The organism is Micromonospora sp. NPDC049662 (assembly GCF_040675055.1).
Classification (GTDB): Bacteria; Actinomycetota; Actinomycetes; order Mycobacteriales; family Micromonosporaceae; genus Micromonospora.
Map to the genome: position 1 here is coordinate 172,313 of NZ_JBFAOC010000009.1, position 23,421 is coordinate 195,733.

21 protein-coding genes are annotated in these 23,421 nt (G+C 72.4%); 12 read left to right on the plus strand and 9 right to left on the minus strand.

Going from position 1 to position 23,421, the window contains the following annotated elements:
• Positions 1-110: 110 nt before the first annotated feature.
• From purB to AB0J36_RS10305, 4 genes are all read right to left on the minus strand, one after another.
• Complete coding sequence (gene purB, locus AB0J36_RS10290) at positions 111-1,535, minus strand: adenylosuccinate lyase (RefSeq protein ID WP_357132151.1); 1,425 nt, start codon at positions 1,533-1,535, stop codon at positions 111-113.
• A gap of 60 nt (positions 1,536-1,595) precedes the next feature.
• Complete coding sequence (locus tag AB0J36_RS10295) at positions 1,596-4,031, minus strand: hypothetical protein (protein WP_363660417.1); 2,436 nt, start codon at positions 4,029-4,031, stop codon at positions 1,596-1,598.
• On the minus strand, positions 3,985-4,998 hold the full coding sequence (locus AB0J36_RS10300) for a glycosyltransferase family 2 protein (protein WP_357395041.1): 1,014 nt from the start codon (positions 4,996-4,998) through the stop codon (positions 3,985-3,987). Before AB0J36_RS10300 ends, AB0J36_RS10295 begins: the two co-directional genes overlap by 47 nt.
• 158 nt (positions 4,999-5,156) lie before the next feature.
• Positions 5,157-6,449 carry an acetyl-CoA C-acetyltransferase gene (locus AB0J36_RS10305; protein WP_357132160.1) on the minus strand — a complete coding sequence of 431 codons (1,293 nt, stop codon included), beginning with the start codon at positions 6,447-6,449 and terminating at the stop codon, positions 5,157-5,159.
• Between the two features lie 54 nt (positions 6,450-6,503).
• On the opposite strand from AB0J36_RS10305, the gene AB0J36_RS10310 reads away from it, so the two are divergent.
• The 6 genes from AB0J36_RS10310 to AB0J36_RS10335 all read left to right on the plus strand — a co-directional run bounded on the left by AB0J36_RS10310 (position 6,504) and on the right by AB0J36_RS10335 (position 12,940).
• Positions 6,504-7,850: a 3-oxoacyl-ACP reductase gene (locus AB0J36_RS10310; protein ID WP_357171668.1), complete on the plus strand. Its 1,347-nt coding sequence runs from the start codon at positions 6,504-6,506 to the stop codon at positions 7,848-7,850.
• A 233-nt stretch (positions 7,851-8,083) separates the two neighbouring features.
• Positions 8,084-8,899, plus strand: a complete 816-nt coding sequence (locus AB0J36_RS10315; protein ID WP_357171826.1) for a MaoC/PaaZ C-terminal domain-containing protein — start codon at positions 8,084-8,086, stop codon at positions 8,897-8,899.
• 88 nt (positions 8,900-8,987) lie between these two features.
• Positions 8,988-9,743 (plus strand): NUDIX domain-containing protein, encoded by a 756-nt coding sequence (locus AB0J36_RS10320; RefSeq protein ID WP_357395040.1) that lies wholly within the window; start codon positions 8,988-8,990, stop codon positions 9,741-9,743.
• A complete protein-coding gene (locus tag AB0J36_RS10325) occupies positions 9,740-10,705 on the plus strand; it encodes a serine/threonine protein kinase (RefSeq protein WP_357395039.1) in 966 nt (321 codons plus the stop codon). Before AB0J36_RS10320 ends, AB0J36_RS10325 begins: the two co-directional genes overlap by 4 nt.
• 10 nt (positions 10,706-10,715) lie before the next feature.
• Complete coding sequence (locus AB0J36_RS10330; protein ID WP_357171672.1) at positions 10,716-11,675, plus strand: hypothetical protein; 960 nt, start codon at positions 10,716-10,718, stop codon at positions 11,673-11,675.
• Positions 11,672-12,940: an adenylosuccinate synthetase gene (locus tag AB0J36_RS10335; protein ID WP_357395038.1), complete on the plus strand. Its 1,269-nt coding sequence runs from the start codon at positions 11,672-11,674 to the stop codon at positions 12,938-12,940. Before AB0J36_RS10330 ends, AB0J36_RS10335 begins: the two co-directional genes overlap by 4 nt.
• Here the strand turns inward: AB0J36_RS10335 and AB0J36_RS10340 are convergent.
• The gene (locus AB0J36_RS10340) at positions 12,932-13,426 is read right to left on the minus strand and encodes an Lrp/AsnC family transcriptional regulator (protein WP_357395115.1); all 495 of its coding nucleotides are present in this window, start codon (positions 13,424-13,426) and stop codon (positions 12,932-12,934) included. The genes AB0J36_RS10335 and AB0J36_RS10340 overlap by 9 nt on opposite strands.
• Positions 13,427-13,536: 110 nt before the next feature.
• Between AB0J36_RS10340 and AB0J36_RS10345 the strand changes: the two genes are divergently transcribed.
• Both AB0J36_RS10345 and AB0J36_RS10350 read left to right on the plus strand, forming a co-directional pair.
• The gene (locus tag AB0J36_RS10345) at positions 13,537-14,466 is read left to right on the plus strand and encodes an SMP-30/gluconolactonase/LRE family protein (protein WP_357395037.1); all 930 of its coding nucleotides are present in this window, start codon (positions 13,537-13,539) and stop codon (positions 14,464-14,466) included.
• A gap of 122 nt (positions 14,467-14,588) precedes the next feature.
• Positions 14,589-15,209, plus strand: coding sequence for a DedA family protein (locus tag AB0J36_RS10350; RefSeq protein WP_355048429.1), 621 nt, complete (start codon positions 14,589-14,591; stop codon positions 15,207-15,209).
• Positions 15,210-15,233: 24 nt separating this feature from the next.
• Here AB0J36_RS10350 and AB0J36_RS10355 read toward each other — a convergent pair whose 3' ends face one another.
• Both AB0J36_RS10355 and AB0J36_RS10360 read right to left on the minus strand, forming a co-directional pair.
• Positions 15,234-15,875, minus strand: a complete 642-nt coding sequence (locus AB0J36_RS10355; RefSeq protein ID WP_357132182.1) for a response regulator transcription factor — start codon at positions 15,873-15,875, stop codon at positions 15,234-15,236.
• Positions 15,872-17,023 (minus strand): histidine kinase, encoded by a 1,152-nt coding sequence (locus tag AB0J36_RS10360; protein ID WP_357395036.1) that lies wholly within the window; start codon positions 17,021-17,023, stop codon positions 15,872-15,874. The genes AB0J36_RS10355 and AB0J36_RS10360 overlap by 4 nt, the downstream gene beginning before the upstream one ends.
• A 167-nt stretch (positions 17,024-17,190) precedes the next feature.
• On the opposite strand from AB0J36_RS10360, the gene AB0J36_RS10365 reads away from it, so the two are divergent.
• The gene (locus AB0J36_RS10365) at positions 17,191-17,847 is read left to right on the plus strand and encodes a VTT domain-containing protein (RefSeq protein WP_357132279.1); all 657 of its coding nucleotides are present in this window, start codon (positions 17,191-17,193) and stop codon (positions 17,845-17,847) included.
• On the opposite strand, the gene AB0J36_RS10370 is transcribed toward AB0J36_RS10365, so the two are convergent.
• Positions 17,822-18,460, minus strand: coding sequence for a TetR/AcrR family transcriptional regulator (locus AB0J36_RS10370; protein WP_355048432.1), 639 nt, complete (start codon positions 18,458-18,460; stop codon positions 17,822-17,824). The two genes, AB0J36_RS10365 and AB0J36_RS10370, sit on opposite strands and share 26 nt — an antisense overlap.
• Positions 18,461-18,528: 68 nt before the next feature.
• On the opposite strand from AB0J36_RS10370, the gene AB0J36_RS10375 reads away from it, so the two are divergent.
• The 3 genes from AB0J36_RS10375 (at position 18,529) to AB0J36_RS10385 (ending at position 22,008) form a co-directional block, all read left to right on the plus strand.
• Positions 18,529-18,981 (plus strand): SCP2 sterol-binding domain-containing protein, encoded by a 453-nt coding sequence (locus tag AB0J36_RS10375; protein WP_355048433.1) that lies wholly within the window; start codon positions 18,529-18,531, stop codon positions 18,979-18,981.
• 1 nt (position 18,982) lies between these two features.
• Positions 18,983-20,197 carry an acyl-CoA dehydrogenase family protein gene (locus AB0J36_RS10380; RefSeq protein WP_357171679.1) on the plus strand — a complete coding sequence of 405 codons (1,215 nt, stop codon included), beginning with the start codon at positions 18,983-18,985 and terminating at the stop codon, positions 20,195-20,197.
• Positions 20,198-20,445: 248 nt separating this feature from the next.
• A complete protein-coding gene (locus AB0J36_RS10385) occupies positions 20,446-22,008 on the plus strand; it encodes an AMP-binding protein (RefSeq protein ID WP_357395035.1) in 1,563 nt (520 codons plus the stop codon).
• 4 nt (positions 22,009-22,012) lie between these two features.
• Here AB0J36_RS10385 and purD read toward each other — a convergent pair whose 3' ends face one another.
• Positions 22,013-23,263 carry a phosphoribosylamine--glycine ligase gene (gene purD, locus AB0J36_RS10390; protein ID WP_357395034.1) on the minus strand — a complete coding sequence of 417 codons (1,251 nt, stop codon included), beginning with the start codon at positions 23,261-23,263 and terminating at the stop codon, positions 22,013-22,015.
• Positions 23,264-23,421 lie beyond the last annotated feature (158 nt).

Here is a 23,421-nt window from a genome sequence, read left to right on the forward strand (position 1 = left end):
CAAGAGGTTTGCGTCACCAGGGAGATCAAAGTTGACGCGAACCTCTTGATCACCGGGCCAGAAGGGGGCGCGGGGCGCAAGAGGGGGGACCGGGGGGGACCGGGGGGGGGTTAGAGGATGGGGGGTGGGGTGTAGGTGGCGGCGTTGGGGTGGGTTTCCACGACCTTGGTGATTCTGCGGGTTACCTGCTCCACCTGGGACTTGGCCGCTCCTACGAAGGCTGTGCGGTCGGCTACCAGGGTGTCGATGTCGGCGCGGGACAGGCCGAGGCGGCCGTCGGCGGCCAGGCGGTCGAAGAGGTCGTTCTCCGGGGCGCCCTTCTCGCGCATGGCCAGCGCCACCGCGACCGCGTGCTCCTTGATCACCTCGTGGGCGACCTCCCGGCCGACGCCCCGCCGGACCGCCGCCACCAGGATCTTGGTGGTCGCCAGGAAGGGCAGGAAGCGCTCCAACTCCCGGTTGATCACCGCCGGGTACGCGCCGAACTCGTCGAGCACGGTGAGGAACGTCTGGAACAGCCCGTCGGCGGCGAAGAACGCGTCCGGCAGAGCGACCCGACGGACCACCGAGCAGGAGACGTCCCCCTCGTTCCACTGGTCGCCGGCCAGTTCGCCGACCATCGACAGGTAACCCCGGATGATGACCGCGAAGCCGTTCACCCGCTCGGACGAACGGGTGTTCATCTTGTGCGGCATCGCGCTGGAACCGACCTGACCCGGCTTGAATCCCTCGGTGACCAGCTCCTGGCCGACCATCAGCCGGATCGTGGTGGCCAGCGACGACGGCGCGGCGGCGGTCTGCGCCAACGCGGCCAGCACGTCGAAGTCCAGCGAGCGCGGGTAGACCTGCCCGACGCTGTCCAGCACCCGCGAGAAGCCCAGGTGCTCGGCGACCCGTCGCTCCAGCTCGGCCACCTTGTCGGCGTCGCCGTCGAAGAGGTCGAGCTGGTCGGCGGCCGTGCCCACCGGGCCCTTGATGCCGCGCAGCGGGTAGCGGGCGATCAGCTCCTCCAGCCGGTCGTACGCGATGAGCAGCTCCTCGGCCGCCGACGCGAAGCGCTTGCCCAGCGTGGTGGCCTGCGCGGCGACGTTGTGCGAGCGGCCGGTCATGACCAGCTCGGAGTGCTCGTACGCGAGCCACGCCAACCGGGCCAGGGTCGCCACCACCCGGTCCCGGATCAGCTCCAGCGAGGCACGCACCTGAAGCTGCTCGACGTTCTCGGTGAGGTCGCGCGAGGTCATCCCCTTGTGCACGTGCTCGTGCCCGGCCAGCGCGCTGAACTCCTCGATGCGGGCCTTCACATCGTGCCGGGTGACCCGCTCCCGCTCGGCGATCGACGCGAGGTCGACCTGGTCGAGCACCCGCTCGTACGCCTCGACCACGCCGTCCGGGACCGCCACGCCCAGGTCACGCTGTGCGCGGAGCACGGCGAGCCACAGTCGCCGTTCCATCCGGACCTTCTCCTCGGGCGACCAGAGGGCGACCAACTCGGGCGAGGCGTACCGGTTGGCGAGCACGTTCGGGATCGTCGTCACGTACCTCATTGTCCCGCACCCGCTGACCGGCGCCTGGACCGGGCCGGACCCCGGAGGCGGTCAGGATCGGGTGAGCTCGTAGACGGTCACCGGGCCGGCGACCAGCCGGATCTGGGCCAGCCGGGCCAGCTCCGGCGACACCGCACCGGCCCTGCTGTCGGCGAAGAGCCAACGGACCCCGTACTCCGTCCGGAGCCGATCCAGGTCGGCCAGGGTCGGCGCACTGAACACCCCGTCGTTGAGCGCGAGCAACTCCTGGTCGGGAAAGCTCTGCCGGGCGTACCCCAGGTTGTCGACGCCGTGCGCGGCCACCACCGCGTCGGTGTAGCCCCAGCTCTCCACCACCGTGCGGTGCCCGCCCAGCCCGGTCACCCAGAACGCCCGGGCGTCGCAGTGCGGGGTGGTCCGCACCGGCCGGCAGTGGACGTTGGTGGCGACCACGTCATCGTCGGCGGCGTTGTCGTCAAGCCACAGCGCCGCGCGCATCTCGGCGGCGGTCAGCGAGTACGGCTGCGGTCCGGTGGCCGGCGGCCCCGGCTCGGTCAGCACCGAGCGAACCGTCCCGCCCAGCACGACGGCGGCGCTGGCACCGAGCAGCGCCGCGGTGACCCCGGCCACGGCGATCGTCACCGTTCGCCGACGACCTGCTCCCGCATTTGCCGGCGCCGAAACGCGACGCCCCCACAGGGCCGCCACTGCGACGGCGAGCGCGGCGGCAACCGCCACGAACAGCACGTACCGTGCGGCCGAGAGACCCAGGACCCGCAGCCACCCCTCGATCGTCGAGGTGGTGGGGGTGCCGGGCCGGCTGATCCTCGGCACGGCGAAACCCACCACCGTGCCGGCGGTGGCGAGCCCCGCCAACCCGCCGGCCACGGCGGGCACCACCAGCACCGGCCAGGACGCCCGAGCCGCAGCGAGAGACCAGGTGGTGAGCACGACGCCGATCGGGATGACGCCCATCCAGAAGTAGATCTGACTGATCGACGGGTGCTGGAACACCCAGGTGGTGGCGGCCCCGGCGAGGACCGTGCCGGCGAGCAGCCAGACCGCCGGATCGGCCCGGTGCCCACGCTCGCGGAGCAGGCCCATGCCCACCCACCGTGGCGACTGACCCAGCACCCACCAGCCCACCACCGCGAACGCCAGCAGCCATCCGAGGACACCACCGTCGTTGATGCCCGGTGGCAGCGGTGCGCTCGGCCAGATCCCGTCACCCGGCCCGAGCGTCTCGGCGTACGGGGCGACGAAGTGCAGCAACGCCAACGCCTGCACGCGCAGGGTGGAGGCCCCGCCACCGGCGAACAGCCGGAAACCGAGCGCCATCGCCGCCACCAGGCAGGCCAACGCCACCAGGGCGGGTCGGGGGATCTGCCGCTTGCGCCACCAGAACACCACGGCGGTGAGACCCAGGCCGGCGATCAGCGGCGGCAACGCGCTGGACTTCGCCCCCGCACAGACCAGCCCGAGCGCCGGGACCAGCGGCCAGGCCGGGCCGAGGGAACGCCCCCTGGCCGCGTCGACAACGAGCCCGGCCAGCAGCAACAACGGCACCAGCACGTACGTCTGGGAGGGGCTGGCGTAGGAGAGCGGCATCTCGCCGGACGCACCCACGGGCGAGCCGAGCGTGACCGCCGCACCGGTGAAAGCGGTGAGGGCGGCCACCGGACCGGCCCAGACCGCTCCACTCAGGTCGCGGGCGAGCCCGGCCGCGAGCACCACCGCCACGCCGACCACCGGTACCAACCAGAGTCGCAGCAGCACCGTCGTCGGCGCGATGCCAGTGATCATGCTGCCGCTGGCGATGTGGGCGTCGGAGAGGTAGTGGTAGCGCAGCGCCTCCCCCGCGACGTGCGGCAACTCGAACGGCATCGCCCGGGTCAACTCCTGCACCAGACCCAGGTGGTAGAGCACGTCCTGGTAGTAGCCGCCGGACACCGGAGGCAGCGGGACCATCCGCCACTGGACGTACCCCCAGGCCAGCACCACCAGCAGCGCCGCGCCCATGCCGTAGTGCCAACCGACCGGCAGCGGACGGCGTTCGCCGACCCGCCAGTGCCGGCGCAGCCCGGGCACGGCGGCGAACGCGACGAGTACGGGTAGCGGCCACCACCGCAGCAGGGTCTGTTGACCGGCCGCCGCTGCCAACGCCCAGGCGACGATCTCCAACAGCAGGCCGGTGGCCGCGCCGAAGCCGAGGTCCTCGGGGAGGTTGCCGCGACCGCCGCGCAGCGCGCGGTGCACCAGGGTCCCGGGCAGCACCAGCGCGAACGCCCAGTACGCGGAGAACCCCGCGAGGTCCGGCACCGGCACGCTGCCCCGTGACCACACCACGAGCAGCGCGCCGATCACGAGCACCCACGGAAGCGTGCTGAGAATCGGCACGAGAGCGTTCCGGTGCGGGGCCGAGGCTGGGGCCGGAGTGTCGACCCGCTCGGCCAGCAGGGCGTCAGCCACGGAGGCGGACAACGTCGTCACCGACACGACCACGTGCATCTGCCTCCGCGCCCGGAACCCCGTCCCGGGAGTCGAACCCGACGTGGAAGGCGGGCCGGTTCTGCACTGTCGCGTAGATCCGGCCGACGTACTCGCCGAGCAGGCCGAGACAGACCAACTGCACCCCACTGAGCAACAGCACCGCGACGAACATCGAGGTCCAGCCGGGGATGGTGGCACCGGAGACGTGCACGACCATGCCGAAGACGATCAGGGCCAGGCAGAGCAGGAAGCTCGACATCCCCATCCAGGTGGCCAGGCGCAAGGGCGCGGCCGAGAAGTTCGCCGTGCTCTCCCAGGCCAGCGCGACCATCCGACGCAGCGGGTACTTGGTCTCCCCGGCGGCCCGCGCCGCGCGGGTGTAGCGCACCTCGGCGCTGGGGAAGCCGAGCGACGGCACCAGCAGCCGGTAGACCGGCGCGCGTTCCGGCAGCCGCCGCAGCACCTCGACGACGTCCCGGCTGAGCAGCCGGAAGTCACCCGCCTGGGCGGGCAGATCGGCGCCCACGATCCGCCGCATCACCCAGTAGTAGGCGCGGGCGGTGTTGCGCTTGAAGATGGTGTCGGTGCTGCGGTCCGCCCGGACGCCGTAGACCACGTCCACGGCGTCCGTCCGGGCCACCCGCAGCATCTCGGCGATGGCCTCGGGCGGGTCCTGCAGGTCGGCGTCGAGACTGACGATCCACCGGCCGACGGCCCGGTGCAGGCCCGCCGTCAACGCCGCCTGGTGACCGCTGTTGCGCCGGAGCCGGAGCACCCGCAACTGCGGCCAGTTCCGGCCGTGGTCGAAGAGCACCGACACGGTGTTGTCGGCGCTGCCGTCGTCGACGGCGACCACCTCGTAGTCGACGCCGAGCGCGTCGAGCACCGGCCGCAGTCGGGCCACCAGGGCCGGGATGACAGCGGTCTCGTTGAACATCGGGATGACCACCGACAGGGTGGTCGTCCCGGGGACGACGGACTCCATGGAGATACGGCCCCGTTCCGCACGCAGGAGTGATCAGCGCTGCGTCGAAGACGCGGCAGCGATCACCGTCGCGTGGTAAACCCACCGCCTGCGGACGGCCCGCTGAACAGTCCGTTAACGCCTGCTGGCGGTCACCCCGGTAAGGGACGATCGAGCGCTCAACGCTCCAAAATGGCGGTCACGCCTTGGCCGCCGGCCGCGCAGATGGAGATCAGCCCGCGTCCGCTGCCCTTCTCGGCGAGCAGTTTGGCCAGCGTGGCGACGATCCGCCCACCCGTCGCGGCGAACGGGTGCCCGGCGGCCAGCGACGAACCGTTGACGTTGAGCCGGTCGCTGTCGATCGCGCCCAGCGGGGCGTCCAGGCCGAGCCGGTCCTTGCAGAACTCCGGCGACTCCCAGGCGGCGAGGGTCGCCAGCACCTGCGAGGCGAACGCCTCGTGGATCTCGTAGTAGTCGAAGTCCTGCAACGTGAGCCCGGCGCGGGCCAGCATCCGGGGCACCGCGTACGCGGGGGCCATCAGCAGCCCTTCGTCGCCGTGTACGAAGTCGACGGCCGCCGTCTCCGACCAGCTGAACCAGGCCAGCACCGGCAGGTTGTGCGCGGCAGCCCACTCCTCGCTGGCCAGCAGCACGGTGGACGCGCCGTCGGTGAGCGGCGAGGAGTTGCCGGCGGTCATGGTGGCCTGCTCGGCGTCCGGGCCGCGGGTGCCGAAGACCGGCTTGAGGGCGCCGAGCTTCTCCACGCTCGTGTCCGGGCGGAGATTCTGGTCGCGGGTCAGGCCCAGGTACGGCGTCATCAGGTCGTCGAAGAAGCCCTTGTCGTACGCGGCGGCGAGCCGCTGGTGCGAGCGCAGTGCCAGCTCGTCCTGGGAGCGCCGGTCGATCTGCCAGCGCAGCGCGGTCTGGGCGGCGTGGTCACCCATGGACAGGCCGGTGCGCGGTTCGGCGTTGCGGGGGATGTCCGGCTTGAACGGCTGGAGCGGGCGCAGCTTCGCGGCGATCTTCAGCCGCTGGCCGACCGTGCGGGCGGAGTTGAGTTTGAGCAGCGTACGACGCATGTCCTCGTTGACCGCGAGCGGCGCGTCGGAGGTGGTGTCGACACCGCCGGCGATGCCCACGTCGAGCTGACCGAGGGCGATCTTGTTGGCGACGAGGATCGCGGCCTCCAGGCCGGTGCCGCAGGCCTGCTGGATGTCGTACGCCGGGGTGTGCGGGTCGAGCCGGGATCCGAGGACGACCTCGCGGGTGAGGTTGAAGTCGCGGGAGTGCTTGAGCACCGCCCCGGTGACCACCTCGCCGACCCGCTGCCCGGCCAGCCCGTACCGGGCGATCAGACCGTCGAGCGCCGCGCCGAGCAGGTCGGCGTTGGACGCGTCGGCGTAGCGGGAGTTGGAACGGGCGAAGGGGATGCGGTTGCCCCCGATGACCGCGACCCTCCGGATGCTCTGCACGATCCGCCTCCTCGCGAGTGTTGCTCGAACCTTACTCGCCAGTAGGCTACGCCCATGACCGACAGGTACGCGAGCTTCGTCCAATCGGCCGCCGGCCGCACGCTGGTGAAGCGTCTCGGGCTGCCCGATCCGCCGCGACTGCGCCGGCACCAGCCCGGCGACCCGCTGCTGCCCGGCCCGGCGCTGCTCGGCGCGGCCGACGGCGGCCGACTCGCCGAGCCGGTCCGGACGATCCTGACCGCCGCCGGGGTCGAGCTGCGCGACGGCGGCACGGCCGAGGGGCAGGACCGCTTCGGCGCTCTCGGGTACGACGCGACCGGCATCACCGACTCGACGCAACTGCGCCAGCTCTACGACTTCTTCCACCCGCACGCCCGCACCCTGCTGCCCAGCGGCCGGGTGATCGTGCTCGGCACCCCGCCCGGTGAGTGCCCGACCCCGCGCGAGGCGACCGCCCAGCGGGCCCTGGAAGGGCTGGTCCGCAGCATCGGCAAGGAGTTCGGCCGGGGCACCACGGCCCAGCTCGTCCAGGTGGCTCGGGACGGTGATGCCACCAGCCTCGAAGCGACCCTCCGGTTCCTGCTGTCCGGCCGGTCCGCGTACGTCTCGGGGCAGGTCGTCCGGGTCGGCACCGGCACGGCGACCGCCCCGGACGACTGGAACCGTCCGCTGGACGGGCAGGTCGTGCTGGTCACCGGGGCGGCCCGGGGAATCGGCGCGGCCCTGGCCGGGGTCCTCGCCCGCGACGGCGCCCAGGTGGTCGCGCTGGACATCCCGGCGGCCGGGGACGCCCTCGCGGCGGTCGCGAACGACATCGGCGGTACGGCGGTCCAGCTCGACCTGACCGCCCCGGACGCGCCGACCCGGCTCGCCGACCACCTGGCCACCCGGCACGGGCGCGTCGACGCGGTGGTGCACAACGCGGGCATCACCCGCGACAAGACGCTCGGCCGGATGGACGCCGACCGGTGGGACCAGGTCATCGACGTCAACCTGTCCAGTCAGGAGCGGATCAACGACGTACTGCTGGAACGGGAGTTGATCCCGGCCGGCGGGCGGATCATCGGGGTGTCCTCGATCGCCGGGATCGCCGGCAACCGGGGTCAGACCAACTACGCCACCAGCAAGGCCGGCGTGATCGGCCTGGTCGACTCTCTCGCCCCGGCCCTGCGCGACCGGGGGATCAGCGTCAACGCCGTGGCGCCCGGCTTCATCGAGACCCGGCTGACCGCCCGCATCCCGCTGGTCGTCCGCGAGGCGGGCCGACGGATGAACAGCCTGGCCCAGGGCGGGCTGCCGGTGGACGTGGCCGAGACGATCGGCTGGTTGGCCTGGCCGGCGAGCGGCGCGATCAGCGGCAACGTGGTCCGGGTCTGCGGCCAGAGTCTGCTGGGGGCGTGATGGGCCGCAAGAGAGAGCCGGACGACCTGTCGGTCCACGAGCTGATCGAGGGCCCGACCGAGATCCTGTCGCGGGAGACCCTGGACGCGATCCGCCGGCCGGAGTCCACCGACGCCGACCCGAGCGTCGAGCAGACACACGACCTGAGCGCGTCGGCAACCGAGGTGACCACCGACCTGGGCGGCCACGGGCCGGCCGGCACGGGTGGCCGCGAGCTCGTCGAGCTGGCCCGGATGCCGGCCGCCGGGGCGCTCTACCGGCGGGCTGCGCTCGGCGCGCTGCCGGGCCTGGGCCGGGGGCGGAAGAGCAACGACCTGCCGGCGGTCGAGCTCGCCGTTCGCGGCGTGCGGGTCGACCGGGCCCACCTGGCCGACTACGACCGGGTGTGCGGGTTCCGGCTCACCGACCGGCTGCCCGGGACGTACCCGCACATCCTGGGCTTTCCGCTGGCCCTGCGGCTGATGACCACGCCCGGCTTCCCCATCGCGCTGACCGGCGTGGTGCACGTCGGCAACCGGATCACCATCCATCGCCCGATCACCGCCGACGAGACCCTCGACTTCACCACGTACGCCCAGGACCTGCGCCCGCACGACCGGGGGCGGCAGGTGGACGTGGTGCTGGTCGGCTCGGTCGACGGGGAGGAGGTCTGGCGCGGCGTCTCGACGTACCTGGGCCGCGAGCGCACACCCGGCGGCCGCGAGCGGGGCGAACGTCCGACACCGCCCACGGCCACCGCCCGGTGGCGGGTCGAGCCCCGGGTGGGCACCGAGTACGCGCGCGTCTCCGGGGACCACAACCCGATCCACACCTCCCGGCTCGGCGCGCGACTGTTCGGCTTCCGCCAACCGATCGCGCACGGCATGTGGAGCAAGGCGCGATGCCTGGCCGCGCTCGAGACGCGGCTGCCGGACGCCTACACCGTCGAGGTGGCCTTCAAGCTGCCCGTACCGCTGCCGAGCACGGTGAACTTCGCCCTCCTGCCGGACGACGGGTTCGCCCTGCACGACTCCGGCGGCCGGCCGCACCTGGTGGGTCTCGTGCGCTGACGCGCCCCTGCCGATCCAAGGGGTTGGCAGGGGCGCACGTCTGCGCTAAGTTGTTCTCACAGCGAGATGTTCTCAGATTGAGAGAGACATGGTTGACGAGCAGCGATTCCTGGCCGCGTACGACCCTCGGGACTACCCGGCGGTCGCCGTGACCGTCGACGTGGTGGCACTGACCATTCGCGACGGCCAACTGCACCTGCTGCTCATCCGGCGTGGCCAGGCACCCTTCGCGGGGCACTGGGCGCTGCCCGGCGGGTTCGTCCGCCCCGAGGAGGACCTGACCGCCGGCGCCCGCCGGGAGTTGGCCGAGGAGACCGGGCTCGGCGGTGAAGGGCTCCGGCGCGTACACCTGGAGCAGTTGGGCAGTTACGGCGCTCCCGACCGTGACCCGCGGATGCGCGTCGTCTCGATCGCCCACCTCGCGTTCGCCCCCGACCTGCCGGACGCCGCCGCCGGCTCGGACGCCGACGAGGCGAGCTGGCTGCCGGTCACGGCGCTGACCAGCCGGCAGCTCGCCTTCGACCACGGCCGGATCATCGACGACGCGCTGGAGCGGGCCCGGTCCAAGCTGGAGTACACCCCGCTCGCCACGCGCTTCCTCACCGCCGAGTTCACGATCAGCGAGCTGCGGGCCGTCTACGAGACGGTCTGGGGTCACCCGCTGCACGCCGGCAACTTCCACCGCAAGGTGCTCTCCGTGCCGGGCTTCGTGGAGAGCACCGGCGCGAGCACCGAGCGCGGCGGTGCCCGGGGCGGCCCCCGCGCCCGGCTCTACCGGGCCGGCGACGCCCGGCTGCTGCACCCGGCGCTGCTGCGACCGGCCCGCGAGGAGACGGTGCGATGAGGACCGCCGAGGCCATCGACCTGGTCACGGCCGCCCGCACCGACGCCGAGCTGTTCGGCGCCGACCAGCCGGCCCGCCGCTACCGCGAGCTGGTCGCGGCCCTGCACCCCGACCGGCTGCCGACAGACCCGGGGGTACGCGCCGACGCCCTCGACGCGTTCGTCCACGTCACGACCCGGTGGCAGGCCCGGCGGACCACCGTCCTCGGCGACTACCGGCTCGGCACGCCGGCGCACTCGGGCGACCTGGCCGACCTGTACGACGTCGGCGACGACCGGCTGCTCAAGCTCCCCCGACGCCCCACCGACAACGACCTGATGGCGCGGGAGGCACACGCGCTGCACACCATCGCCGAGCGCGGCGACCCGCGCTACCTGCCGTACGTACCCCGGCTCGTCGACGAATTCGCGCACCGCGACCCCGCGACCGGCGCGGAACGGCGGATCACCGTGCTCGCCACCGCGCCCGGCCTGCACGACCTCGACGCGGTGCGGCGCGCGTACCCCGACGGGTTGGACGCCCGGGACGTGGCCTGGATGTGGCGGCGACTGCTGGTGGTGCTCGGCCTGGCCCACCGGGCGGGCGTGGTGCACGGCGCGGTGCTGCCGCGACACGTGCTGATCGAGCCGGACGCCCACGGCGTGGTGCTCGTCGACTGGTGCTTCTCGGCCCCGGCCGGTGCCAGGGTCCCGGCGCTCGTGCCGGACCACGAGGACTGGTACCCGCAGGAGGTGCTGCGCAGGCAGCCCTGCGGTCCGGGCACCGACCTCGCGATGGCCAGCGCGTGCATGAGCTGGCTGATGGGGCCGCGCGCACCCCGTGAGCTAAACGCCTTCGCGCAGGGCTGCCGGCAGACCTCCCTGCGCGGCCGGCCCGACGACGCCTGGGGCCTGCTGCGCGAACTCGACCAGGTGCTGGACCGGCTCTACGGGCCACGCACCTTCCGACCCTTCACCCTCTAAAGGAGCTGTCATGGGCAGTGGAACCTGGTCCACCGACGTGTACGACGCCGCCGACCGCTACCGGCGCTCCACCGGCCGCAGCGCGTTCTCCTACAGCGACAGCGGGGCACGGACCGTGCACCCCGCGCTCGACCCCCGCGACGCGACCCGGGAGAGCCGCGACTCCGCCGAACACCCCCGCTCGACGCCCGTCGCGGTGCTCTTCGACGTGACCGGCTCGATGCGCATGGTGCCGCGGGTTTTGCAGACCAAGCTGCCGCAACTGCTCGGGCTCCTGCAACGGCAGGGCTACGCCAGCGACCCGCAGATCATGTTCGGCGCGATCGGCGACGCCACCTGCGACCGGGTGCCCCTGCAGGTGGGCCAGTTCGAGTCGGACAACCGGATGGACGACGACCTCGGCCGGATCGTCCTCGAAGGTGGTGGCGGCGGGCAGATGAGCGAGTCGTACGAGCTGGCCCTGTACTTCATGGCCCGGCACACCGCCACCGACAACTGGGAGAAGCGCGGCCGGCGCGGCTACCTGTTCGTCATCGGCGACGAACTGGCGTACCAGCGGGTCAAGGCGCGGGAGGTGGCCGGCCTGATCGGTGACAACCTGGGCGAGGACGTGGCGCTGCGCCAGATCGTCGACGAGGTGACCCGGCGGTGGGACACCTACTACCTGCTCCCCGCCGGCAGCAGCCACGCCGGCAACACGAAGGTGCTCGACTTCTGGCGGGACCTGCTCGGGCAGAACGCCGTCGTGCTCGACGACCTGGACGCGGTCTGCGAGACCATCGCGGTCACCATCGGCCTCGGCGAGCAGGCCATCGACCTGGACGAGGGCCTGCGCCACCTGGACCGCGCCGGCTCCGGCGCCACCGGCACGGTGTCCAAGGCGCTGGCCCGCCTCGGCCGGGGTCGGCGGGCCGAGGTGTCGACGCTGCCGGCGTTCCACGACACCACCGGCGGGGTGACCCGGCTGTGAATCACGTGGCGGTGGTCGACCTCGGCTTCGGCGACGCCGGCAAGGGCACGGTCGTGGACTGGCTCTGCGCCACCCGCCCGGTGCACACGGTGGTCCGCTTCAACGGGGGCGCGCAGGCGGCGCACAACGTCGTCCTGCGCGACGGGCGGCACCACACGTTCGCGCAGTTCGGCGCGGGCACGTTCCACCCCGGCGTCGGGACACACCTGTCCCGGCACGTGGTGGTGGATCCGCTGGCCCTGGCCGCCGAGGCCGACCATCTCGCCACGGTCGGGGTGCCCGACGCGCTGGACCGGCTGACCGTCGACTCCGAGGCGCTGCTCGCCACCCCGTACCACCAGGCCGCCAACCGGGCCCGGGAGATCGCCCGGGGCGCCGCCCGGCACGGCTCCTGCGGGCTGGGGGTGGGCGAGACCGTCGCGTACGGCCTCGCCCACCCCGAGGACGCGCCCCGGGTCGGCGACTGCCGGCGTCCTGCCCTGCTGCGCCGCCGGTTGACGGTTCTGCGGGACCGGCTGACCGCCGAACTCGGCCCGCTGGACGCGCCGCCGGTGCAGGACTGCCTGCCCGCGTACACCGGGTTCGCCGGCCGGGTCGCCATCGTCGACCGGACCTGGCTCGCCGGGGCGCTGCGCTCGGGGACCTGCGTCTTCGAGGGCGCGCAGGGGGTGCTGCTCGACGAGTGGCACGGCTTCCACCCGTACACGACGTGGAGCACCACCACGTTCACCAACGTCGACCGGCTGCTCGCCGAGGCGGGACAGGCCGGCGAGCTGACCCGGATCGGCGTGCTGCGGACCGTCACCACCCGGCACGGTCCCGGCCCGCTGGTGACCGAGGACCCGACGCTGCCCTTCGTCGACGGGCACAACCCGACGAACCCGTGGCAGGGCCGGTTCCGGTTCGGCCACTTCGACGCCGTCGCCCACCGGTACGCCCTCGCGGCGGCCGGCGGGGTCGACGGCCTGGCGCTGACCCATCTCGACCTCGCCGGTCCCGACCTGCGGATCTGCCGTCGTTACGACACCGGCGACCGGCTCATCCCCGGCCCGCCCGGCGACCTGGACCGGCAGGCCGCGCTCACCGACCGCCTGCTGCGCTCCCGCCCGGTGTACGACGACGCTCCGGCCGACTGGGCCGAGGCGGTGGGCGCGGAGTTGGCCACGCCGGTGGTGCTGACCTCGCACGGGCCCACCGCCGACGACAAGATCCCGTGCGGTCCGCTGCTCACCCCACCGGCCCTGGTCGGCTCGGTCTCAACGTAGCGGCGCGTCGGCGTCCGGCGGGTGCGGGTCGCTGGGCTGGTCGAGCACGCTCACCGGCCGTTCGAAGAACGTCTCGAGCACGACCATGGCCTGGGTGCCGGTGACGCCGTCGACGCCGAAGATGCGGCGCAGCGCCGCTTGCAGGTCTTCGGTCGTCGCGGTACGGATCTTCACCAGCAGTGATGCCGCGCCGGCGATGATGTGCGCTTCCTGGATCTCGGGAATAGCCGCAAGCGCGTCGCTGGTCCGGGCGTCGCCCATCCAGGAGTCGGCACTGACCATCACGAACGCCGACACGCCACGGCCGACGAGCGCCGGGGAGACGTCGACGGTGGTCCGGCGGATCACGCCGCGTTCGCGCAGCTTGCGTACCCGGTCATGGGCGGAGCCGGCGGACAGTCCCACCGCCTTGGCCAGTGCCGCATAGGACTGGGTGGCGTCGCGCTGCAGCTGCGCCAGCAGCGCGCGGTCGATGTCATCTACCACCGAGGCATCTCCATTGAACGCAATTCGGTTGACCGGCTTGCCTACCATACCAGGTATGGTTTCCACGTGCCTTTGCCGAATGATGCTCCGACGCAAGGGGAGGGATGGCGATGACCGACACTGTTCCCACTGAATTCCGCCTGCTGGATGAGCGGTTCCGTGGCTGCGACGGCGACTTTGTCGTCGAACTGCTACACAGCGGCGCACGCAAGACTGAGGGGCCGGCGTATTTTCCGGCAGGCCGCTACCTGGTGTGGAGCGACATCCCCAACGACCGGATGCTGCGCTGGGATGAGACCACCGGCGCTGTCGGCGTCTTCCGCCACGGCTCGGGCTACGCCAACGGCAACACCGTGGACCGCCAGGGTCGGCTTGTCACGTGCGAGCAGGGCAATCGGCGGGTCACCCGCACCGAGCACGACGGCACGATCACCGTGCTGGCCGACGGCTTCCAGGGCAAGCGGCTCAACAGCCCCAACGACGTGGTCGTCCGCGCCGACGGCACGATCTGGTTCACCGACCCGAGTTACGGCATCCACAACGACTATGAGGGCAACAGAGGCGACAACGAGTTCGACGGCGCCTGTTATGTGTTCCGCCTGGACCCTGGGACGGGCGACATGCGCGTCGTCGCGAATGACTTCAGCCGCCCCAACGGCCTGGCGTTCTCGGCCGACGAACAGCAGCTCTACGTGGTGGACACCCGACAGGACCCGAGTCACATCCGCGTCTTCGACGTCACCGCCGATGGCAGCCTCAGCGGTGGGAAGATCTTCGCTGAGTGCGACTTCGGCCGTTTCGACGGCATTCGTCTCGACGACGCTGGGCGGGTGTGGGCGGGGGCCTGGGACGGTGTGCACTGCTTCGATCCCGACGGAACCCTGATCGGCAAGCTGCTGCTACCCGAACCGGTAGCCAACCTCGCCTTCGGTGGGCCGAAACGCAACCACCTGTTCATCACCGCCGGAACCTCGGTGTACTCGCTGCGAGTCACCTTCAACGGCGCCCACTACCCTCCGCCCAGCAGCGAGAAGCAGTGAGCGAGGCCATGCCCCCGAGGTGCGGGAGTTCGTCGCCCGCGCCAAGGGGGTGATCGGATGACCATTCGGCGCAATGTCGGCGAAGCGCCACCGACCGCCGCCGAGCCATCAAACATGGGGGCATGGACGCCCTGCTCGACCTCCTCCGTGGGACGGTCACCTCGCCATGGGTGTACCTGGTGATCTTCGGCCTCACCGCGGTCGACGCGTTCTTCCCTGCGGTGCCCGGCGAGGCCGCCGTGATCACCGCCGGGGTGCTGTCCGCCAGCGGCGGTCACCCCAGCCTCACCCTCGTGATCGTCAGCGCCGGCGTGGGCGCGCTGGTCGGCGACCACATCTCGTACGCCATCGGGCGCGGCGGTGGCGCGAGCCGGCTGGCCCGGCTGCCCGACGGCAGCCGCCGGCGAGCCAGCTCCGACTGGGCCCGCCGCGCGGTGGACCGCCGGGGCGGGATGATCCTGACCACCAGCCGGTACGTCCCGGGTGGCCGGACCGCCGTCACCCTCACCATGGGCGCGGTGGGCTACTCCCGCCGCGCGTTCCTGCTCTACGACAGCATCGGGGCGTTCACCTGGGCCGTGTACTGCGGCCTGCTGGGATACTTCGGCGGGCTGGCCTTCGAACGCGACCCGGTGAAGGGCGTACTGGTCGGGGTGGGAGTCTCCCTCGTCATCACCTTCGGCCTGGAGGGGATCCGGTGGCTGCGCCGCCAGGCACACCGGCGCGCGGCCTCCCGCCGGTGATCGCCGCCCGGCCACCGGGGTACGTCACAGCAGGTCGGCGTCGTGCACCAGGATCGCCAACCGCACCCGATTGCCCACGTGCAGTTTCGCCAGCGCCCGGCTGACATGCGCCTTCACGGTGGCCTCGCTCATCGTCAGCCGCCTGGCGATCTCGGCGTTGCCGTGCCCGCGTGCCACCTCCCGCACGATCTCCAGCTCCCGTCCGGTGAGCGCGGCGAGCCGTTCGCGAGCCGCGTCCCGACGGGCCGGACCTCGCTCGGCGAACGAGCTGATCAGCCGCCGGGTCACCGTCGGGGCCAGCATCGCGTGGCCGGCGGCCACCGTACGGACGGCGGCGGCCAACTCGTGGGGCGGAGTGTCCTTGAGCAGGAAGCCGACCGCACCGGCACGCAGCGCCCCGTGCACGTACTCGTCGAGGTCGAAGGTGGTCAGCATGATCACCCTCGGGCCGGCGGCGACCAACTCCGGCGCGACGGTCAGCCCGTCGACGCCCGGCATCCGCACGTCGAGCAGCACCACGTCGGGGCGCAACCGGTGGGCCTGCTCCAGCGCGCCGGCGCCGTTCGCCGCCTCGCCGACCACGGTGATGTCCTTCGCCGCCTCGAGGATGAGCCGTAGCCCGGCGCGGACGAGCTGCTCGTCGTCGACGACCAGCACCCGGATCACGCCACACCCGCCAACGGGAGCAGGGCACGGACCAGGAAACCGCCGTCGACGGACGTCGCGTCCAGCCGGCCGCCGAGCAGTTCCACCCGCTCCCGCAGCCCGAGCAGCCCTTGCCCGGCACCGGGCAGCTCCGGCCCGGCCACGGACGGACCGTTGCGCACGACGACCTCCAGCCCGTCGGGGAGGAAGCGCAGGCGAACGACCGTTTCGGCGTCGGCCGCGTGCTTGCGCACGTTGGTCAACGCCTCGCGGACGACCCGGTACGCGGTGCGCCCCAACGTCGCGGGCAGTGCGGTCGGCGCGCCCTCGTCCTCCCGGGACACCCGCAGACCGGCGGCACGGGACTCCCCGATCAGCTCGTCCAGCGCGTCGAGCCCCCGCTCCGGCAACACCGCCGCCTCGGCCTGGCGGAGCACACCCAGCACCTCACGCAGGTCGGTGAGCGCCGCCCGGCCGGTCGTCCTGATGAGCGCGGCGGTCTCGACGGTCGCCGGGTTCGCGGCGGTCACCTCCAGGGCCCCGGCGTGCACGACCATGAGCGAGACCCGGTGCGCCACCACGTCGTGCATCTCCCGCGCGATCCGGGTCCGCTCCTCGGCGCGGACCCGGTCGGCGTGGGCCTCCTGCTCGCGCTCCAGCCGTTCGGCCCGGTCCCGCAGCGCGGCGAGAGTGTCCCGACGCGCGCGGATCCAGAGGCCGAAGAGCAACGGAAGCCCGACCAGGCAGACGGCGAGCAGCAGCACGTTGCCGGTGGTCGCGGTAGTGATCCGGCGTACGCCACCCACCTGCTGCCCGACCACGACCCCACCGCCGAGCACCACGGCGACGCCGACGAGGTAGCCGGCAAGTTGGCGGCCCCGCAGCCGCACCCCCGCCTGGTACGAGGCGACCACCCCGGCCGCCGCGGCGGCGAGCACCAGCCAACCAACCGCCGCGACCAGGAACAACGGCCAGCGACGGGTACCCACGGCAGCGCTGGCCCAGCCGGAGGCGACGGCGAGGACCAGCGTGACGACGCCCGGCAGCGGCGAGCGGACCCCGAGGTCACCGGCCGCGCTGGCCCACACCGCTGCCCCGACAACGACCGCGAGCAGCAGCGAGGCGTACCGCTGGAAGGCTCGCCGGACGGCGACGGTGGTGGATGCCACGCAGCGAGCGTAGGGCTTGGTGGACGGGCCGGCCCGCCTCGCGGCACAGGACGGGGGTGTGGTGGGGGAACACCCTGAGCCGTCGTCCGGGCCGACAGCTACCTAAGTAGTGTCGCCCGCCTGACCACTGGCCGATGGCGGGGGCCGCCCCGGACAGCAGCATCAGGATCATGGATCTGCTCGACCTGCTGCACGACACGATGTCCTCGCCCTGGGTGTACCTGGCCCTCTTCGCCATCGCCGTGCTCGACGGCTTCTTTCCGGTGGTGCCGAGCGAGACGGCGGTGATCACGGCCGGGGTGTTCGCCGCCTCGGGAACGCCGTACCTGCCCGCGGTCATCGTGGTGGCCGCCGCCGGGGCGCTCGTCGGCGACCACGTCTCGTACGCCATCGGGCGGGGCGGCGGAGCGCGACTGCTGGGCCGGCTGCCGGCCGACGGCCGACGCTCAAGGGCCATCGACCGGGCCCGTCGGGGAATCGCGACGCGCGGTGGTCTGATCCTCACCGTGGCCCGCTACGTGCCGGGCGGCCGGACCGCGGTCACCCTCACCATGGGTGCGGTGCGGTTCCCCCGGCGACGTTTTCTGGCCTTCGACGCGCTCGCCGCCGGCTCGTGGGGGCTCTACTCGGCGCTGGTCGGCTACGTCGGCGGGCTGGCGTTCGAGCAGGACCCTCTTCGCGGTCTCCTGCTCGGTCTGGGCCTCGCCCTGACGGTGACGGTGGTCGTCGAGGTGGCCCGCTGGCTGCGCAACCACCGCCGTGCGACGCCGGACACCGAGGCTTTCTCCGCCGAGGCCGTCAGTCGACCGGCGGACGCCAGGTGACGCCGTGCAGAAGCTGGGCGGCGCCGAGCCAGGCCACGTTCATCATCCGGGTGGCAGTCTTCTCCGGGTCGGCCTCCGGGTGGTCGGCGAGCCAGTCGGCCAGCGACTCGGTCGCGCCGACCAGGGCGTACGCGACGACCTCCAGGTCGGTGGGCGCGATCTCGCGACCCTCCTCGCGCAGCGCGTGGTCGAGCATCCCGGCGACCACCTCGACCAGCCGGGCGCGCATGGTGGCCAGTTCACCGGCGAACGGCTGCTCGCCGCGGGCCTGCCGGTAGAGCACCGCCCAGCCGTCGCGGTGCGCGCCCACGAAGCCGAAGAACGCCTTGAGTCCACGCCACAGCCGCTCGTCGGCCGGCAGGTCGGGGGCGGCGGCACCGGCGATGGCCTGCATCATCCGGGTCCCTTCCCGGTGCAGGCAGGCGACGAAGAGCTCCTCCTTGGTGCCGAGGTACGCGTACACCATGGGTTTGGAGATGCCGGCGTCCTCCGCGATCTCGTCCATGCTGGCGGCGTGGAAGCCGCGCCGGGAGAAGACCTTCACGGCCGCGTCGAGCATCTGTTGCTCGCGTACGGCGCGCGGGAGGCGCTTGAACGCGGGAGGCGTGGACACCTTGCGAGCATACCTACTCGTGCGTAGGGTTACGCACGAGTAGCCAAATCTTCCGGAAGGCGCGTCTCATGACTGACTTCGACCCGGCCAACTTCGCCAACGTCGGGCCCAAGGAGTTCGCCCAGCTGGTCAAGTCCACCCCGGACGACAAGATCGCCCAGGTGATGGCCGGCGAGCTGCGCGGCAAGGTCCTCGGTGAGGTGTTCGGCCGGATGCCGTCGCTGTTCCGCGCGGACCGGGCCGGCTCCACCAACGCGGTCATCCACTGGATCATCACCGGTCGCCCCGACGGCGGCAGCGACACCTACGAGGTGGCCATCGCCGACGGCAAGTGCGAGGTGAACGAGACCCCGCAGCACGACCCGAAGCTGAGCCTCACCATGGGCCCGGTCGAGTTCCTGAAGATCGTCTCCGGCGGCGCCAACCCGGTCATGATGTTCATGACCGGCAAGCTGAAGGCGAAGGGCGACCTCGGCCTCGCCGCCAACATCGCCAACCTGTTCGACATCCCCAAGGCCTGACATGGCCGAGTTCTCGCTCGACCTGAACGAGGAACAGCGGGATCTACGCGACTGGGTGCACGGCTTCGCCGCCGAGGTCGTGCGCCCGGCCGCCGCCGAGTGGGACGAACGCGAGGACACCCCGTGGCCGGTGATCCAGGAGGCCGCGAAGGTCGGCCTCTACGGCTTCGAGTTCCTCGCCACCTGCTGGGCCGACCCGACCGGGCTGTCCCTGCCCATCGCCAGCGAGGAACTCTTCTGGGGTGACGCCGGCATCGGCCTGAGCATCTTCGGCACCTCCCTCGCCGTCGCCGCCATCTACGGCACCGGCACCCCGGACCAGATGGTCGAGTGGGTGCCGCAGTGCTTCGGCGACGTCGACTCGCCCGCCGTCGCCGCGTTCTGCAGCAGCGAACCCGAGGCCGGTTCCGACGTCAGCGCGATGCGCACCCGCGCCGTCTACGACGAGGCCACCGACGAGTGGGTGCTCACCGGCCAGAAGGCGTACGCCACCAACGGCGGCATCGCCGGAGTGCACGTGGTCACCGCCTCCGTGGATCCCACGCTCGGCTCGCGCGGTCAGGCGGCGTTCGTCGTACCGCCGGGCACCCCCGGCCTGGCCGCGACCCGCAAGCTGCGCAAGCTCGGCCTGCGCGCGTCGCACACCGCCGACGTCTTCCTCGACGAGGTACGCGTGCCCGGCCGCTGCCTGCTCGGCGGCAAGGACGCCCTGGACGAACGCCTGGCACGAGCCCGGTCCGGGCAACGCGCCAGCGGGCAGGCCGCGATGCGTACCTTCGAACTGTCCCGACCCACCGTGGGCGCGCAGGCACTCGGCGTGGCGCGGGCCGCCTACGAGTACGCCCTGGACTACGCCAAGGACCGGGTCCAGTTCGGACGGCCGATCATCGAGAACCAGGCGGTCGCGTTCACGCTGGCCGACATGCGCATGGAGATCGACGCCGCGCGACTGCTGGTCTGGCGGGCCTCCTGGATGGGCCGCAACAACCGCCCGTTCACCGCGGGCGAGGGCTCGATGTCCAAGCTCAAGGCCGGCGAGGTCGCGGTGTCCGTCACCGAGAAGGCGGTACAACTGCTCGGCGGCGCCGGATTCCTGCGCGACCACCCGGTCGAGCGCTGGTACCGCGACGCCAAGATCTACACCATTTTCGAGGGTACGTCCGAGATCCAGCGACTGGTCATCTCCCGAGCGATCTCCGGCATGCAGATCCGCTGACCCTCCGCTCCTCGCGCCCGACCAGCGTCGGGTCGGCGGCCGCTCCGGCCGACGGCCCGACCGGTCGGCGCGGGCCCAGGTCGGTGCCGCCAGACCCGTACCCGGCGATCCTGCTTCTGCCTAACCGTGCCGACTACGTCACCCCACGCCGACGTCGGCTGGGCCGCCCGGCGCGTCGGGTGCATGATCAAGGAAGACGCCCCGCCGGATGGGGCTGTCCGCGCACCGCCCCCAAGGAGGTCTGCGGCATGGACCTGCCGTTCGTCGTCACCACGCTGACCCGTCGCGGTCTGCTCACCCCGGGCCGCCCGGTCCGAATCGCCTCGCAGCTCAACGCGCTGCGTACCTGGGGATGGAGCCTCGCCGGCGAACTACGCCAGGCGGCCGCCCGCGACCCCGGGCGACCGGCGATCATCGACGAAAACGGCGTCGAGCTGACCTACCAGGCGCTCCTCGACCGGGCCGAGCGGATGGCCCGGTCGATGCGGTCCGGGCTCGGCGTACAACCCGGCGACCGGATCGGCGTCCTCTGCCGCAACCACCACGGGCTCATCGAGACGATCGTCGCGGCGACCCTGCTCGGTGTCGACGCGGTGCTCGTCAACACGGGCCTCTCCGCCGCCCAACTCGCCACCGTCGCCGAGGAACAGCGGCTGCGGCTGTTGGTGCACGACGACGAGTTCGCCGAACGGGTCCTCGGCCTCCCCGCCGAACTGCCCCGCCTCGACGAACGCGCCCGCGAGGAACTGGTGGCCGGGGCGCTACCGGGCGAGCTGCACCCGCCGGAGCGCGACGGCCGGATCATCGTGCTGACCTCGGGCACCACCGGTGCTCCCAAGGGCGCCCGCCGTCCCACACCCAGCGGCTTCGGGCCGCTCGTGTCCATCATCGACCGCATACCCCTGCACACGAAGGACCGGGTGCTGATCGCCGCCCCGATCTTCCACACCTGGGGATTCGCCGCGCTCCAGGTGTGCTTCGCGCTGCGGGCCACCATCGTGCTGCACCGCCGCTTCGACCCGGCCGCCACACTCGCCGCCCTGGTCACCCACCGCTGCGACGCCCTCTTCGCCGTACCCGTGATGCTCCAACGACTGCTGGAGGTGCCCCCACCGGACCCACGCCCCACGCTCAAGGTCGTCGCGGTCAGCGGATCGGCCCTGCCCGGCGGGCTCGCACCGAAGTTCATGGACGCGTACGGAGACGTCCTCTACAACATGTACGGGTCCACCGAGGTCTCCTGGGCGTCCATCGCCAACCCGGCGGACCTGCGCCAGGCACCCACCACGGCCGGCCGACCACCACACGGCACCCGACTGGAACTGCTCGACAACGCCGGCCAACCGGTCCCGCCGGGACAGGTCGGGCGCATCTTCGTCGGCAACGAGATGCTCTTCGAGGGATACACCTCGGGTGCCACCCGGGAGACCCGCGACGGGTTGCTCGACACCGGAGACCTCGGCCGGCTCAACCCCGACGGACTGCTCTTCGTGGACGGCCGGGCCGACGACATGATCGTCTCCGGCGGCGAGAACGTGTTCCCGTCCGAGGTGGAGGACCTGCTCGCCCAGCTACCGCAGGTACGCGAGGCCGCCGTGATCGGCGTACCCGACCCCGAGTACGGCCAGCGACTCGCCGCGTTCCTCGCCCTGCACCCCGGCGAGACGCTCGACCCCGAGGCCGTCCGCGAGTACGTCCGGCACTACCTGGCCCGCTTCTCCGTACCCCGGGACGTGGTCTACGTGAAGTACCTGCCCCGCAACGCCACCGGCAAGGTCCTCGCCCGCGAGCTGCGCCGCTACTACGGCTGAGAGGTCAGCCCGGGATCGTGATCCGGCCGGCGATCGCGGCCGCGGCGATGTCGGTGCGATGCTGCGAGCCCGCCAACTCCACCCCGTCCACCAGCGCGTACGCCGCCTCCCGGGCAGCCGCCAGGTCGCGGCCGGTGGCCGTACCACAGAGAACCCGGCCGCCGGCGGACAGCAACGCGCCGTCGCCGGCCCGGCGGGCGGTGCCCGCGTGGATGATTCCCGGCCGGTCCGCGCCGGTGATCACATCGCCGGTGCGCGGCGCGGCCGGGTAGCCCTGCGCGGCGAGCACCACGGTGACGGCGGCGCCGTCCCGCCAGCGCAACGGCGGGTGCTCGGCCAGCGTGCCGGTGGCCGCCGCCTGCAACAACCCACCCAGGGGAGTCTCCAGCAGCGCGAGCACCACCTGGGTCTCCGGGTCACCGAAGCGCGCGTTGAACTCGATCACCCGGGGGCCGGCGGCGGTCATCGCCAGGCCGACGTAGAGCAGGCCCGCGAACGGCGTGCCCCGGCGGCGCAGCTCGGCCAGCGTCGGGTGCACCACGTCGCGCATGACGTCGTCGACCAGGCCCGGCGGTGCCCACGGCAGCGGCGCGTACGCTCCCATGCCACCCGTGTTGGGGCCGCTGTCGCCGTCGCCGATCCGCTTGAAGTCCTGCGCTGGCAGCAGCGGCAGGGCGGCCTCGCCGTCGGTGACCACGAACAGGCTGACCTCCGGGCCGTCGAGGAACTCCTCGACCACGACCCGGCCGCACTCCGCGGCGTGCGCCAGCGCGGCGGACCGGTCGTCGGTCACCACCACGCCCTTGCCGGCGGCGAGACCGTCGTCCTTCACCACGTACGGCGCGCCGAACTCGTCGAGCGCACGCGCGGTGCTCTCCTCGTCCGTACAGACGTACGCCCGGGCGGTCGGCACACCGGCGGCGGTCATCACGTCCTTGGCGAACGCCTTCGAACCCTCCAACTGGGCGGCCTCGGCCGACGGGCCGAAAACGGCGATGCCCTTGGCTCGTACGGCATCGGCGACACCGGCGACCAGCGGCGCCTCCGGGCCGATCACCACCAGGTCGGCTGCGGTCTCCACCGCCAGCGCCGCCACGGCGGCCGGATCGGTCGCGGTAACGGCCTTCATCTCGGCGACCTCGGCGATCCCCGGATTACCCGGAGCGGCAATCAACGCGTCGACAGCCGGATCACGAACCAACCCGAGGGCAAGCGCATGCTCGCGCCCCCCACCACCCACCAAGAGAACCCGCACAACGCCCCATCCTACTGCCCACCCAACCCCCCACCCCGCCCCGCCGCCCCGCCGCCCCCCGGGCCCTCGCCCCCGGCCCCGGCCCCCAGCCCCCGCCCCCCGGTGATCAAGAGGTTTGCGTCAGGAAGGGGCGCGGATTTGACGCAAACCTCTTGATC